The 14,653-nt window shown below is 43.0% G+C and carries 13 protein-coding genes; 10 read left to right on the forward strand and 3 right to left on the reverse strand.

Annotated features, from left to right (window positions below; translation table 11 throughout):
• Positions 1-189: 189 nt before the first annotated feature.
• The 5 genes from RT143_RS01445 (at position 190) to RT143_RS01465 (ending at position 4,618) form a co-directional block, all read left to right on the forward strand.
• Positions 190-1,137: a TIGR01777 family oxidoreductase gene (locus RT143_RS01445; protein ID WP_313090672.1), complete on the forward strand. Its 948-nt coding sequence runs from the start codon at positions 190-192 to the stop codon at positions 1,135-1,137.
• A gap of 18 nt (positions 1,138-1,155) precedes the next feature.
• The gene (locus tag RT143_RS01450; RefSeq protein WP_309594169.1) at positions 1,156-1,587 is read left to right on the forward strand and encodes a thiol-disulfide oxidoreductase DCC family protein; all 432 of its coding nucleotides are present in this window, start codon (positions 1,156-1,158) and stop codon (positions 1,585-1,587) included.
• 4 nt (positions 1,588-1,591) lie between these two features.
• Entirely contained in the window at positions 1,592-1,996 is a 405-nt protein-coding gene (locus RT143_RS01455) for a thiol-disulfide oxidoreductase DCC family protein (RefSeq protein WP_313090674.1), read from the forward strand.
• A gap of 473 nt (positions 1,997-2,469) precedes the next feature.
• Positions 2,470-2,790, forward strand: coding sequence for a DUF485 domain-containing protein (locus tag RT143_RS01460; RefSeq protein WP_313090675.1), 321 nt, complete (start codon positions 2,470-2,472; stop codon positions 2,788-2,790).
• Between the two features lie 184 nt (positions 2,791-2,974).
• Positions 2,975-4,618: a cation acetate symporter gene (locus tag RT143_RS01465; protein WP_313090799.1), complete on the forward strand. Its 1,644-nt coding sequence runs from the start codon at positions 2,975-2,977 to the stop codon at positions 4,616-4,618.
• 77 nt (positions 4,619-4,695) lie between these two features.
• Here the strand turns inward: RT143_RS01465 and RT143_RS01470 are convergent, their stop codons facing one another.
• Positions 4,696-5,715, reverse strand: a complete 1,020-nt coding sequence (locus RT143_RS01470) for a 5'-nucleotidase (RefSeq protein WP_313090676.1) — start codon at positions 5,713-5,715, stop codon at positions 4,696-4,698.
• Between the two features lie 465 nt (positions 5,716-6,180).
• On the opposite strand from RT143_RS01470, the gene thrS reads away from it, so the two are divergent.
• Entirely contained in the window at positions 6,181-8,109 is a 1,929-nt protein-coding gene (gene thrS, locus RT143_RS01475; protein ID WP_313090677.1) for a threonine--tRNA ligase, read from the forward strand.
• Between the two features lie 35 nt (positions 8,110-8,144).
• Positions 8,145-8,642 (forward strand): translation initiation factor IF-3, encoded by a 498-nt coding sequence (gene infC / locus RT143_RS01480; protein ID WP_172460503.1) that lies wholly within the window; start codon positions 8,145-8,147, stop codon positions 8,640-8,642.
• A 127-nt stretch (positions 8,643-8,769) separates the two neighbouring features.
• Here the strand turns inward: infC and RT143_RS01485 are convergent, their stop codons facing one another.
• Entirely contained in the window at positions 8,770-9,054 is a 285-nt protein-coding gene (locus RT143_RS01485; RefSeq protein ID WP_313090679.1) for a GNAT family N-acetyltransferase, read from the reverse strand.
• A gap of 285 nt (positions 9,055-9,339) precedes the next feature.
• Between RT143_RS01485 and ettA the strand changes: the two genes are divergently transcribed.
• From ettA to RT143_RS01500, 3 genes are all read left to right on the forward strand, one after another.
• Positions 9,340-11,001 (forward strand): energy-dependent translational throttle protein EttA, encoded by a 1,662-nt coding sequence (gene ettA, locus RT143_RS01490; protein WP_007117348.1) that lies wholly within the window; start codon positions 9,340-9,342, stop codon positions 10,999-11,001.
• Positions 11,002-11,094: 93 nt separating this feature from the next.
• Positions 11,095-12,618, forward strand: a complete 1,524-nt coding sequence (locus tag RT143_RS01495; RefSeq protein ID WP_313090681.1) for an AAA family ATPase — start codon at positions 11,095-11,097, stop codon at positions 12,616-12,618.
• 3 nt (positions 12,619-12,621) lie between these two features.
• Positions 12,622-13,224 carry a retron system putative HNH endonuclease gene (locus RT143_RS01500; RefSeq protein ID WP_313090683.1) on the forward strand — a complete coding sequence of 201 codons (603 nt, stop codon included), beginning with the start codon at positions 12,622-12,624 and terminating at the stop codon, positions 13,222-13,224.
• 63 nt (positions 13,225-13,287) lie between these two features.
• On the opposite strand, the gene serA is transcribed toward RT143_RS01500, so the two are convergent.
• Positions 13,288-14,520: a phosphoglycerate dehydrogenase gene (serA, locus tag RT143_RS01505; RefSeq protein WP_007117350.1), complete on the reverse strand. Its 1,233-nt coding sequence runs from the start codon at positions 14,518-14,520 to the stop codon at positions 13,288-13,290.
• Positions 14,521-14,653 lie beyond the last annotated feature (133 nt).

Consider the following 14,653-nt stretch of genomic DNA (forward strand, 5'->3'; position numbering starts at 1 on the left):
GCCTTTCATGATATTAATAGATTATTTACTTCTAATACTCTAGTAACATGGTTAGGCATCTTGGTGTTTAACGGCAGACTTGCAATAGTTGGCGGTTTAACTAGTGTAATCGTTGGCAAATTGGTTTTACCAAAAAGCTAAAAATTTTACCCATAAATTTCAGTTTTGACAGAAAAAAGGAAAGAAATGATGAAAATACTTATCACAGGCGGTTCAGGATTTTTAGGCACAGCGTTAACACAATCGTTAAAAACCCATGGCGTAAAAGGTGAAATTGCGTCAGTCACTTGGGTATCCCGTTCTGTAAAAAAAGAGAAAACCAAAAATATCGCAGACGACGTTATTAGCTATGACGATCTTGCCAGCACCAATGAGACGTATGATGTCATCATCAATCTGGCGGGTGCGGGTATTGCCGACAGCCGTTGGACGGATGCGCGTAAGCAAGAATTGTTTGATAGCCGACTAAAACCCACACAAGCGGTAATTGACTATATTGAGCGAATCGGCAACAAGCCAAAACTATTGATTAGCGGCTCAGCCATCGGTTGGTACGGTATCCAACAGGAAAACGACCCAACCGCGCTTGATGAAACCAGCCCTGTGACAAAAACCGACTTTGCTCACGAAATTTGTCAAGCATGGGAGCAGCTAGCTTTGACTGCCCAAGATGCTGTAACAGATACTGTAACAGATGCTGTGCCAGTTGCGATTGTGCGTACAGGGGTGGTGATTGCGCCCGAGGGGGGTATGGTTGGACGACTGATTACCCCATTTAAAATGGGCACAGGTGGTAAGCTTGGCAATGGTCAGCAAATCATGAGCTGGATTAGCCGTACTGATTGGGTGCGTGCGGTGATTTTTATCATTGAACAAAACCTGACTCACACCCTGCCCACTCAGCAAATTTACAATTTGACCAATCCAACGCCTATTAGCAATGCTGCATTTACCGATGCGATGGGCACTTGGTTGCACCGCCCTACCGTGATGACCCTGCCCGCCTTTGTGGTCAAGACCATGTTTGGTGAAATGTCGACGTTACTGTTGGATGGGCAACGCGTTGTGCCAAAATCGCTTTTAGCTAAAAGGTTTGAGTTTAAAGATTTGACCGTATTAGATGCATTACAAGACTAAGCTTAGGAGAATATTAACATGATTACCATGTATTACGATGAAACTTGCCTACTTTGTACAACCAACGCCCAAACCATGCAAGCCAAAAACCCTAGTCAAATCAATATTGTGCCAGTCAGCCATGCTGAAGCGATATTGGCAAACGCAGGGATAAGCATGGTAGATGCCATGACTTATGTGGTAGTAGAAGACGAGCAAGGCAACATGCATAAAGGCATGGATGCTGTCCGCTTACTCTACAGTACCGCTAGCGTGCCATTCGCTCCGCTTTTAGGCTTACCGATTGTTAAACAAATCGGTGATTTTGCTTATCCGTTTATTGCTCGCAATCGTTACTATTTTCCGAAATGGATCATAAAACTTATGTATGGAAAATTAGCAAAAATGCCCACTTGCGAGAATGGCGTGTGCCAAATACCCCCTGCTAAACGTATTCAAACAAAAGGATAATGCTATGATTACCATGTACTATGATGATACCTGCCCTGTCTGCCGTACCGAAGCCTTGCATATGGTAGAAAAAAAACCTAACGCCATTCGCATCGTTCCGATTGATGACGCACGGGACGAACTTGCCAAATTTGGTATTAGCGAAAATGAGGCGATGACTTATCTGTGTGTGCAAGATAAACAGGGGAACATGCAAAAAGGCATGGATGCTGTAAGACTGCTATACAAAACCGCACAACTGCCATTTGCAACCGTGTTTGAATGGCCTGTAGTGAAACAAGCCAGTGATATGATTTACCCTATTTTTGCGCGACATCGCAACCGTGTACCCAACTGGATAACCCAACTTGTCTATGGTAAAGTCGCAGCAGACTGCAAAGACGGTATGTGTAGAACTCGAGGCAAATAAATGCCGTTTGGTTTAAATGGCGGTAGGTACGCTCAGTGATTTATCTATCCTCTATGATTTATTTATCATGGATAGTTTGATAATTTTTACTGGTCATTGGGCGTTACAGTCATGATGGTGCAATCATAATTAGTCACGATTATGAGTATCAAGTTATGTCTAATATTAATTTTGGGTGCTTTGATAGGGTTGTCACTAATTTTCAACTAAAATTCTACAATTTTTTTACAGTTTGAGAAAAAATAGCTAGATTTTTTAACAATTTTCATTTAATAATAGCAACTAATCAGGAAGATGAGATTGTTTGTATCATTTAAGACAATCTATTACGTTTAGCATAGCGGACTTGCTTCACCATATTGTTGTCTACTGTTATTGTCACCCAATCGCTATCTTCCTTGTCAGTTTTGACACTTATTGTTGAATCAATCATCAATGAGTTGTCTGTTCATTCATTTACAAGGAGCGTTACCATGGATGAGGCACAAATTCAGCGTATCATTAATCATTCTGAGTTCCAAAGCATGGCAAAGAGAAAAACAAGCCTAGGGCTTATTTTTTCTATTATTACCTTAATTGTGTGGTTTGGTTATCTGTTACTCGTGGGTTTTGATCCTGAAATGTTTGCTGCGCCACTGTCAGCAGGCTCGACTGTCCCTGTTGGCTTTTACATTGTTGTTGCCATTATGATTTTTGTACCACTCATCACTTGGATATATGTCAGCAAAGCAAACGGTGAATTTGACACGATGACTCGTAAAGTAATCGATGATATCAACAGTGGTAAAGTATAACCTCACAGGGATTGTGTTGGGTTTTCAGTTTTAAAATTGTGCTTTTTATAACAATTTTGACATCATTTTTGACACCATGGAGGGTGGCATGTTACAACAACAATATAACGGCCTGGCTGTTAAAGGCTTGCACAAGCGTATCGGCAAGGTTTCAACTGCCGTAAGCTTGACGCTATTGGGTCTGATGGCACAGATGCCAGCATGGGCAGCGGGTGCCCTTGAAGGCGAAGTAAAAAAACAACCGCTGAATATTTCAGCCATTATCATGTTCTTGATTTTTGTTTTGGCAACACTCGGTATTACTTACTGGGCGTCAAAACAAAACAAAACCGCAAGCGACTTCTATACCGCGGGCGGCGGTATCTCAGGTACCAAAAACGGGATAGCCATTGCCGGGGACTATATGTCAGCGGTAACCTTTTTGGGGTTATCGAGTATGGTTTTTACCGTCGGTTATGATGGCATGATTTATACGCTAGCCTTCTTGATTGGCTGGCCGATTATTTTATTCTTAATCGCTGAGCGGCTACGTAACTTGGGTAAATTTACCTTCGCAGATGTGGCATCTTATCGTTTTTCCCAAACCCCAGTACGTATTTTTGCGGCATCCGGTACCTTGGTCGTCGTCGCGCTATACTTGGTTGCGCAGATGGTCGGTGCGGGTAAACTGGTTCAGTTATTATTTGGATTAGATTATATTTACGCAGTCATCATCGTTGGTGTGTTAATGATGGTTTACGTATTGTTTGGCGGTATGCTAGCCACCACGTGGGTGCAGATTATCAAAGCTATTTTGCTGATGTCGGGTGCGACTTTCATGGCCCTCATGGTCATGAACCATGTTGGTTTTAGTTTTGAAAATCTATTCAAGTCAGCTGTTGCTGCCCATAGCAAACACGAAGCGATTTTATCGCCTGGTAAATTGGTTAATAATCCCATTGAGTCTATCTCGTTAGGTTTGGGCCTATTGTTTGGTACAGCAGGTTTACCACACGTCTTGATGCGTTTCTTTACGGTGCCAGATGCCAAAGCTGCGCGTAAATCGGTGTTGGTGGCTGCAAGCTGTATTTCATACGTATTCTTCTTAATTGTTCTTATTGGTTTAGGTGCCATCGTTATCCTAGCAGAGCATCCAGATTATTTCACGACTGTGGTTAAAGATGGCGTAAGCTCACAAGCACTCATCGGTGGTGCCAACATGGCAGCGATTCACTTGTCCCATGCCGTGGGTGGTAACCTATTCTTAGGCTTTATCTCGGCGGTTGCTTTTGCGACTATCCTAGCGGTTGTGGCAGGTTTGACTTTATCAGGCGCCTCAGCGGTCAGCCATGACTTGTATGCTAGTGTTATCAGAAAAGGTCAAGCGAGACCTGAAGAAGAGATGCGTGCATCAAAAATTACCGTGGTTGCACTAAGTTTATTGTCAATCGTGACTGGTATTATCTTTGAAAACCAAAACCTTGCGTTCATTGCAAGTTTGGTATTTGCGGTCGCGGCATCCGCCAACTTCCCGATTCTTTTCTTAGCGATGTTCTGGCGCGGTCTAACCACTCGTGGTGCGGTCATCGGTGGGTTTGCAGGCTTAGCAGTCGCAGTGTTACTGATTATCTTAGGACCTGCGGTTTGGGTCGATATCATGAAACACGAATCACCCGCTTTCCCATACAAAAACGTGGCGTTATTTAGTATGCCTGTGACCTTCATTCTAGCGTGGATCGCATCTATCACTGACAACTCACCACGCGCTGAGTTAGATAGAAAAGGCTTTGATGCACAGTATGTACGTTCATTAACCGGTATCGGTGCGTCAGGTGCATCTGACCACTAATCCAATATTCAATAAAAAATACCGCTTACCATAAGCGGTATTTTTTTATATGGGATTTTTTATAAAACCTATAAATTTTAGGCTTGATGAATCTCAACAAGGTTTTGGGTTGCCGTGGCATCAGCTTGTTTGACATACAATTTTGATTTTGAGCTATAAGGCACTAGCCCTGAGGGTACGACGCCTTTAGCAGATTCGTAATTATGAATGGAGTCATCGAAGAAAATATGCGGAGCAAAGGTTTGTAGTACATGGCGTTTATCTAAGCCACCTAAAAAGAATGCCAAATCTACATTGACGCCCCAATTACGCAATGTCTTAATCGCGCGCAAATCAGCAGGCGCATTGCGCGCCGTCACCAGTGCAATTTGAATCGGTGGATGCTTAATTTTAGCAGGCAGGCGTTTTTGTAGTTTAGAGAGTTTAATTAAAAAATCCGCATACGGGCCTTTATTCATCGGCACATCACTCATTTTGGCTTCATAATCATGAAACGCTTTGAGTCCTTGCTGGCGAGATAGTAGCTCCCCCGCTTCATCAAATAACACGGCATCGCCATCAAATGCAATGCGTAGCTGATTGGTGTCTAGCTCTTTCATATCAATGGGCGGTGCATCTAAAATCGCGCAGGCACACACGCCTGCATCGGTGACTTGCTGGGCATCGTCATGATTGGTGGTCAAAAACAAATCCACCTTAAAATCCGCCACATAATCCGCCACCCCTTCGCCTGAGGTAAATGCCGAGCGACTAATCGGTAGTCCATGACTACGCAGCGCATTTAATACTTGAATACCGGTATCTGGGCTGTTTTTTGACATAATCACCACTTCAACCATGGGCGCAGCTATGCCCTCACCCTTGTCATCGGTTGCACAATGGTGATTGAGATTGAGTAAGGCTTTGATAAGCGGATAACCCGTCCCGGTTTGCAATGGATCATTTTCGCGTTCAATCATATAACTGCGAAATTTATCAATCGCCGTTTCTGGATCTTGGGCTAAGGCTTGTTGAAAAAACCGCTCAGACTCCGATAGGTCAAACAATGCCGTGGCAGAGACCGCCACAATTAATGTATTGGAAAAATCAACTGACATAAAAATGCCCTTAATCAATCGTGTTGTTATGAAGCATAGCACTCACTATCCTGTAGTTATATAAGTTTTGCCACGGGTAATCTAGATTATTCCTGTAACTTGTTCGGCTAAAGACCCCACAGCTTAGTGTCAAGACACCCTGTCAAATTAAAGACACCCAGCCAAATTGTAGATACCAAGCATTGGCTGTCGTCTATTGCAGTGTTTTTTAAACGCATATCATGAGCTGCCTCAGTTTCTGCCATAACTGCAAGCAATTCAATCAGCAAGTTGGTTTCATCACCGCAATTTGCTATAATATCTTGTTTACGCTTTTTGCAAAGCGACGCATTCATGGGATTGTAATGCCTATCTAGACACGGTAAGTCTGGATGGGCAGAGTTTTTCCCTTTTTTTATTCCCATCTCTCACGGTTACATGACCGATAGTAACGGTCATCACTGCCAAAGGACAACAGGAGCAATTATGGTAGCCATTACCTTACCAAACGGCGATATTAAACAATTTGATGGACAAACGTCAGTCATGGAAGTGGCGCAAAGCATCGGCGCAGGGCTTGCCAAAGCCACCGTTGCAGGACGTGTCAACGGCAAATTAGTTGATGCGTGTGACCCGATTACCGAAGACGCCAGCGTTCAAATCATCACGCCAAAAGACGAGGAAGGTGTGGAAATCATTCGCCACTCGACCGCTCACTTACTGGGTCATGCTGTCAAACAGCTGTATCCTGAGGTGAAGATGGTTATCGGTCCTGTGATTGAAGAGGGTTTTTATTACGATATCTACAGCGAGCGCCCGTTTACGCCAGAAGACATGGAAAAAATCGAAGCGCGCATGACGCAATTGATTAACCAAGATTACGATGTCATCAAAAAAATGACACCGCGTGACGAGGTTATCAAAGTATTCCAAGACCGTGGCGAGACTTATAAATTACGTCTAATCGAAGATATGCCGAATGAAACTCAAATGGGTTTATACTATCACCAAGAATACGTTGATATGTGCCGTGGACCTCACGTGCCCAATACCCGTTTCCTAAAAGCCTTTAAACTCACCAAAATGAGTGGTGCCTACTGGCGCGGTGATGCCAAAAATGAGCAACTACAACGTATCTACGGTACCGCTTGGGCAGATAAAAAAGATTTAAAAGCTTATATTCAGCGTATCGAAGAAGCGGAAAAACGCGACCATCGTAAAATCGGTAAAGCGCTTGATTTATTTCACATGCAAGAAGAAGCGCCTGGTATGGTGTTTTGGCATCCGAATGGCTGGACAATGTGGCAAGTGCTTGAGCAGTATATGCGCAAAGTACAAAAAGATAACGGCTATCTTGAAATCAAAACCCCGCAAATCGTCGATAGAAGCTTATGGGAAAAATCAGGTCACTGGGAAAACTATGGCGACATGATGTTCACCACCCACAGTGAAAAACGTGACTATGCGATTAAGCCGATGAACTGCCCGTGTCACGTGCAAGTGTTCAATCAAGGGTTAAAATCCTACCGTGACTTGCCATTGCGTCTTGCTGAGTTTGGCTCATGCCACCGCAATGAACCATCAGGTTCGCTCCATGGCATCATGCGGGTGCGTGGCTTTACCCAAGATGATGCCCATATTTTTTGTAGTAATGAGCAAATCAAACAAGAAGCCCAAGACTTTATCAAGCTTACCCTTGATGTGTATAAAGACTTTGGTTTTGATGACGTGCAAATGAAACTCTCGACTCGCCCAGAAAAACGGGTCGGTGCTGACGAACTGTGGGACTTGGCAGAAAAAGACTTAGCAGATGCGTTGGATAATGCCGGGCTTGACTGGCAGTATCTGCCAGGTGAAGGCGCATTTTATGGGCCAAAAATCGAGTTTAGCCTCAAAGACTGTCTTGGCCGCGTATGGCAATGCGGTACACTGCAGCTTGACTTTAACCTGCCAGAGCGACTAGGTGCGGAGTTTGTCAATGAGCAAGGCGAACGTGAGCGCCCTGTAATGCTACACCGTGCGATTTTGGGGTCATTTGAACGCTTTATCGGTATGCTCATTGAGCATTACGCCGGCTGGATGCCAGTCTGGCTTGCACCGCAGCAAGTCGTGGTGATGAATATTACCGACAACCAAGCGGCAGCCTGTCAAAAAGTCGCCGAACAGTTGAATCAAGCCGGACTTCGTGTGGTCACCGATTTGCGTAATGAGAAAATTGGTTTTAAAATTAGAGAACGTACCCTTGAACGTATTCCTTATATGATTGTCATGGGTGATAAAGAAGTAGAAAGCAACCAAGTTAACGTCCGTACTCGCGAAGGTGACAACCTTGGCGTGATGAGTATCGATGCCTTTATCGACTTGGTTAACCAAGCGACCGCCCAAAAAGGGCGCGTCAAATCAAAAACAGCGTAGGAGTAAGTATTATTAAGAGTTCAAACCGATTAGACATCAACGAGGAAATTCGTGCCAAAGAGGTACGCTTAGTCAAAGAAGACGGCGAACAAGTTGGTGTTGTGGATATAAAAACGGCTTTGCAGGCCGCCCGTGATGCTGAGTTGGATTTGGTCGAGATAGTACCAGACGCTCAGCCTCCTGTTGCCAAAGTGATGGACTACAGAAAATATCTGTACGACCAAAAACAAAAAGCCAAAGAAGCCAAAAAGAACCAAAAACAAACGCAACTTAAAGAAATCAAATTGCGTCCCGGCACGGAAGAAGCCGACTATCAAGTCAAACTTCGTAAAATCCGTGAGTTTTTGGAAGACCAAGACAAAGTCAAAGTCACCATTCGTTTCCGTGGTCGTGAGATGGCTCACCAACAAATTGGCTTACAGCAGCTTGAAAAAGTCATTGCCGATACGACCGATGTTGCCAATGTTGAACAACAACCGAAAGTTGAAGGTCGCCAAATGGGTATGCTACTTGGACCTACCAAGAAAAAATAATCAGCAGACCCTAATCGATAAAAAAACCACATCAACCTATGTGGTTTTTTTATTGGCGTATTGACCCATTGATAAAATTTTAAGCTTTTAAATCACTGTATTTTTAAATCGCTGTATTTTTAAATTATTATATTTTTAAATCACGGTATTCAGGATGTTTTTGCATATAGCTTGCCACATACGAGCAGGCTGGCATGACTTTTTTACCTTGCTCACGGGCATAGTCTAGCGCGTGCTTGGTCAACGCCCCTGCAATACCGCGCCCGCCAATCGCGTCTGGCACAATAGTATGGTCATATACGATGACATCACCATTATCCACATAGCTGATATAGGCAGTGGTGCCTTCAACGGTGGTTTCAAAGCGTTGTGATTGCTGGTTATGGTGAATCGATAATTGTAAATCCGACATGGTTGTCTCCTTGTGTATTCTTTTATTTACTATGTTATCTGTGACTTAGTTATTTGTCGCTTGGTTATTTGCCGTTTGATAGTAGCACAACCACTGTCCATGACTTGTAAAAGTTCTTGCCTATTCGGTATGGGGTTTGCAAATGATTTTTCGCTAGGCTTTTACCTTGCCCCACCCTGTTAACAATGCGATAATAAGCGGTTAAATCTCACCATTTTCAAATTTTTTGGCGTGGATGATACGCCTTACCTTCACTTGCTATTAGCTAACTTAAACAGGAAAAACATGGCTCAATATATTTATACCATGAACAAGGTATCAAAAATTGTTCCACCCAAACGGGAAATCCTAAAAGACATCAGCTTGTCTTTTTTCCCCGGTGCAAAAATCGGTGTGCTGGGTCTCAACGGTGCCGGTAAATCAACACTTCTTAAAATCATGGCAGGCGTGGATACCGAGTATAACGGTGAAGCGCGGGCGCAAGCGGGTATCAAGATTGGCTACCTTGCCCAAGAACCGCAGTTAGACCCTGCCAAAGACGTGCGCGGCAACGTGGAAGACGGTGTGCGTGAAGCCCTAGACGCATTGGCGCGCCTTGATGAAATTTACGGTGAATATGCCCTACCCGATGCCGACTTTGACAAACTTGCCGCCGAACAAGGCAAGATGGAAGACATCATCCAAGCGTGGGACGCCCATAACCTCAACAACCAACTAGAAAAAGCCGCCGATGCGCTGCGCCTACCCGCGTGGGATGCCGACGTGAGCAAATTATCGGGTGGTGAAAAACGCCGCGTCGCCCTTTGCCGTCTATTGCTATCCAAACCTGATATGCTGCTACTGGACGAACCGACCAACCACTTGGACGCTGAATCAGTCGCTTGGCTTGAGCATTTCTTAAAAGACTATAGCGGCACCATCGTGGCGATTACCCATGACCGCTATTTCTTGGACAATGTCGCCGAGTGGATTTTGGAGCTTGACCGTGGCTATGGCTACCCTTACCAAGGTAACTACACCGAGTGGCTTGAGCAAAAAAATAAACGCCTAGAGCAAGAGCAAAAGCAAGAAGAAGCCTTTGCCAAAGCGCTGAAACAAGAGCTTGAATGGGTGCGTAAAAACCAAAAAGGTCAGCAAGCCAAGTCTAAGTCTCGCTTGCAACGTTTTGAGGAATTAAACTCCAAAGAATTCCAACAACGTAACGAAACTGCTGAAATCTACATTCCACCAGGACCACGTCTTGGCAACAAAGTGATTGAAGTCAACAATATCTCAAAATCATTTGGTGACCGTTTGCTATACGAAAACCTATCCTTCACTGTGCCACCGATGGCGATTGTGGGGATTATCGGACCCAATGGTGCAGGTAAAACAACCTTGTTCAACATGATTACAGGCAAAGACAAGCCAGACACAGGCACAGTTGAAGTCGGTGAATCGGTAAAAGTGGCGTATGTTGGACAGGTGCGTGATGAGCTAGACGACAAAAAAACTGTGTGGGAAGAAGTCTCCGACGGTCTTGACATGATTACCGTGGGCGAATACACTACGCCTAGCCGTGCCTATATCGGACGCTTTAACTTTAAAGGTCAAGACCAACAAAAACTGGTCGGTAGCCTGTCGGGTGGTGAGCGTAACCGTCTGCAACTTGCCAAAACCTTAAAACAAGGGGCAAACGTGCTGTTACTCGATGAGCCATCGAATGACCTTGATGTTGAGACGTTGCGCGCGCTTGAAGATGCGGTGGAAGTGTTTCCCGGTACGGTGATGGTGGTATCGCATGACCGCTGGTTCTTAGACCGTATTGCCACCCATATTTTGGCATTTGAGGATGAAGGTCCGATTTGGTTTGATGGTAACTATTCTGAGTTTGAAGCGTATCGCAAAAAACAGTTGGGCGCGGATGCCGAACCAAAACGCATGAAGTATAAAAAGATTGCGAAATAGTTAGCGATTTCTGGCTAATAATTTATGCTATATTAACCCTACTCAAGCAATTTGAGTGGGGTTTTTTAATCGTTTTTGATAATGGGAAATATGATGAAAATCAAACAATTACAGTTACAAAATTATGGCAGATTTGAGAATTTGACGGTGGATTTTGCCCCGACTGAGAATAGAGTGAGTAATGTAACGGTGATTGTGGGGAATAATGGAGCGGGTAAATCGCAAATTCTGCAAGCGTTGGCGACTGGGCTAAGTTGGTTTGTGAATGGTATTCGCAATGAAATGAGTGGTTTCGAAATTGATAATAAATTAATTAAAAACAATACAGATGAAGCTAATATCATTATTAATTTTGACTTTGACGCAAATAACTTTATAAATCAAGCGGGTTTATTGGAGATTACTCGCTGGAATACAAATAAAGTAAGAGATGGTAAGAATGGTAAATTTCCAAGTTATACGAAAGAGTTAAATAAGGTGATTAAGTCTTTCAGAAATAAAAACTCTCATATTTCTGATTTATCTTTGCCTTTAATTGTCTTTTATCCTGTTGAACGTTCAATAATTGGAAATTCGCAAGCAGATATTCTATCTAGTCAATTTAATCGATTCGATGCCTATCATGCTTGTGTTGATAGTGCTGGAATTGATTTTTATGATTTTTTTAAGTGGTTTCGACAACAAGAAGATATTGAAAATGAAATAAAAGCAAATGTAATATTAACTGAGAGTGAATACATTGAAAGATTGAATACTCTTATTGCTGAAAAAAATGAAATCGAAAATATTTATAATTCTATGAAAGATGAAAATTCTTTTTATAGTAAATTAGTTAATACAGAACTAGGCTCAAGCTTGAATAATTTAATGGAAAAATTAGAAAGGCTCACAGAAATTAATCAGGAAAAAATAGACTATTTAAATTCAGTTAAACATATTTCGACTAGAGAAAGTATAGCTGTTGAGACTTTGTTAAGAGTTAAAAAATCAATTGAAGAATTTACAGGATTTAGAAATCCACGCATACGCCGTCAAGGCACGCCCACCATGATAGTTGAAAAAGACGGTGAAGAACTGGACGTAAACCAACTTTCTCAAGGCGAAAAATCCCTACTCGCTCTCGTTGGCGACATCGCTAGACGATTAGCCATTCTTAACCCAAGCCTTGACGACCCACTACACGGCGAAGGCGTTGTCATGATTGACGAAGTCGATTTACACCTCCACCCAAAATGGCAACACGACCTTATCGACAAGCTTGTCAAAACCTTTCCCAAAGTCCAATTTATTCTAACCACACACTCACCGCTTATCGTTAGCGACAGACAGGATATTTTGGTCTATTCGCTCGACAATGGCGAACTTCAGCAAATGCCGAATGTCTATGGCGAAGATGCGAATACCTTGCTCAATGATATTTTTGACGTACCCGCTCGTACGCCCGAAATTGACAAGGCATTTAATGACATTCGCCGAGCGATTAGCCATAAAGAACTGGAAAGTGCGGAAAGCCAAATCAATAACATAGCGAAAAAAGTATCATCCAGTAATACCGAATTGCTAAAAGTGAGATTGATGCTTGCCCAAGCAAAACTTACTCGAAATAAAGTGAGTTAAACAATGCAATTCATTAATAAAAAACTTTCTATGCCTGTTCAAGTTGAAGATTGGGTCAAAAATGAAAAACCTAACGGTTGGACTTTAGGGAAAGATTATAAAGATGGCTATGAAATACTACGGGAACAATTAAGACCTGAGCAGAAGAATTTATGTTGTTATTGTTGTCAAGCATTGGAAACTCAAGTAACTATTGAGCATGTAAAAAGTAGGAATTTATATCCCGCACTCACTTACGACTATAATAATCTGCTACTTTCTTGTAAAACACCCAAGCAATGCGACAATGCAAAAGGAAATCAAGAATTAGATTTAAACCCCTTGATGATTGAATGCGATATTGAAATTAAAATTAATCTTGCAGGCGAGCTTGAAAGTAAATCTACTAGAGCCGAACAGGCAATTACTATTCTTAATTTAAACAATCCAACGCTATGCAATAAACGCAAAGCTAAAATTGATATGATAAGCTTTACTTTTGACCCAAGCTCAGCCAATATTCCAATTAAAATTATGGACAGGGAAAACCTAGACACGATTTTACAAGCTTTTAGTGATACCGTAGAATATCAAGAATTCCAATATATTCTTAGAAAGTTAGCATAATAAATATTGAAAACCAGCTTAATTAGCTGGTTTCTCTATTTCAAAAAATTTAAGCATTTTCAATTAAAACAACACCCGCACCCGAATGGTTTCTGGAATATTTTTGAGTGCTTCAACCGCTTGCGCAGAATCACCGCTACCGACATCCATCACCAAATAGCCCACATCTTCTTCAGTCATCAGACTTTGGGCAAAGATATTGATATTGGCATCGGCAAAGGATTTGTTAATCTGTGACAACACGCCAGGCACGTTTTGGTGAATATGTAGCAGACGATGCGTGCCTTCTTTTTGCGGCATACTAACATTTGGGAAGTTCACAGAGGTTGCAGTATCACCCATATCAGAGTAACGCACAAATTTTTCTGCCACTTCAAGACCGATATTGGCTTGGGCTTCTTGGGTCGAGCCACCGATATGCGGTGTCAAAATCACATTGTCAAACGCGCGCAGTGGTGATTCAAACTCGTCATCCGCTGATTTTGGCTCTTTGGGGAACACGTCAATCGCCGCGCCCAAGATATGACCGCTTTGTAAGGCTGCCGCCAGCGCATCAATATCCACACATTTGCCACGCGCCGCATTAATAAGATGCGCGCCTGGCTTCATGGCTGCCAATTCTGTGGCAGTAATCATATTACGCGTGCTTGGCAAATCTGGCACATGCAAGGTGACCACATCGGCTTTACCTAGCAGTTCTTCTAGGCTTCCCACTTGGGTGGCGTTGCCCAATGGCAATTTGGTGACCACATCATGATAGATGACTTTCATACCAAGGCTTTCAGCGAGCACTGATAACTGAGTACCAATAGAGCCATAACCCACGATACCCAAAGTTTTGCCGCGCACTTCATAGCTGTCTTTGGCAGATTTGTTCCAGCCGCCACGGTGTACCACCGCATTTTTTTCAGGGATACCGCGCATCAGCATGATGATTTCGGCAAGTACCAATTCTGCCACAGAGCGGGTGTTAGAATAAGGGGCATTAAAGACAGGGATACCCAGCTCACGGGCAGCTTCCAAGTCCACTTGGTTGGTGCCAATACAAAAACAGCCAATGGCGATGAGCTTTTCGGCTTTTTCTAAAATATCGCGGGTCAAATGGGTGCGAGAACGAATACCGATAAAATGGGCATCTTTGATTTTTTCGATAAGTTCTTCGGGGTCTAAGGCGGTTTTGATGTTCTCAACATTGTGATAGCCCGCCTCTGACAGCACTTTAAAGGCATTGTCATGCAAGCCTTCAAGCATCAAAAAGCGGATTTTGTCTTTCTCAAGTGATAGATTTTGTGCCATAACAACCCCTAGTCAGTATTTTTAGTCAATTATCCTATCACACTTGCTGGGTTTTTTGTGGTGAAATTCCAGCAAGATGGCATGATTTTTTTGTCTTATGGGTAAAAAATTCTTCATCAATCCCCAGCGTTTT

It is taken from the genome of Moraxella sp. CTOTU48268 (assembly GCF_032069585.1).
Taxonomy (GTDB): Bacteria; Pseudomonadota; Gammaproteobacteria; order Pseudomonadales; family Moraxellaceae; genus Faucicola; species Faucicola cinerea.

Coding starts and splice junctions, on each gene's coding strand:
- RT143_RS01445 (WP_313090672.1), top strand. CDS start 190: ATGAAAATACTTATCACAGGCGGTTCAGGATTTTTAGGCACAGCGTTA.
- RT143_RS01450 (WP_309594169.1), top strand. CDS start 1,156: ATGATTACCATGTATTACGATGAAACTTGCCTACTTTGTACAACCAAC.
- RT143_RS01455 (WP_313090674.1), top strand. CDS start 1,592: ATGATTACCATGTACTATGATGATACCTGCCCTGTCTGCCGTACCGAA.
- RT143_RS01460 (WP_313090675.1), top strand. CDS start 2,470: ATGGATGAGGCACAAATTCAGCGTATCATTAATCATTCTGAGTTCCAA.
- RT143_RS01465 (WP_313090799.1), top strand. CDS start 2,975: ATGGCACAGATGCCAGCATGGGCAGCGGGTGCCCTTGAAGGCGAAGTA.
- RT143_RS01470 (WP_313090676.1), bottom strand. CDS start 5,715: ATGTCAGTTGATTTTTCCAATACATTAATTGTGGCGGTCTCTGCCACG.
- thrS (WP_313090677.1), top strand. CDS start 6,181: ATGGTAGCCATTACCTTACCAAACGGCGATATTAAACAATTTGATGGA.
- RT143_RS01485 (WP_313090679.1), bottom strand. CDS start 9,054: ATGTCGGATTTACAATTATCGATTCACCATAACCAGCAATCACAACGC.
- ettA (WP_007117348.1), top strand. CDS start 9,340: ATGGCTCAATATATTTATACCATGAACAAGGTATCAAAAATTGTTCCA.
- RT143_RS01495 (WP_313090681.1), top strand. CDS start 11,095: ATGAAAATCAAACAATTACAGTTACAAAATTATGGCAGATTTGAGAAT.
- RT143_RS01500 (WP_313090683.1), top strand. CDS start 12,622: ATGCAATTCATTAATAAAAAACTTTCTATGCCTGTTCAAGTTGAAGAT.
- serA (WP_007117350.1), bottom strand. CDS start 14,520: ATGGCACAAAATCTATCACTTGAGAAAGACAAAATCCGCTTTTTGATG.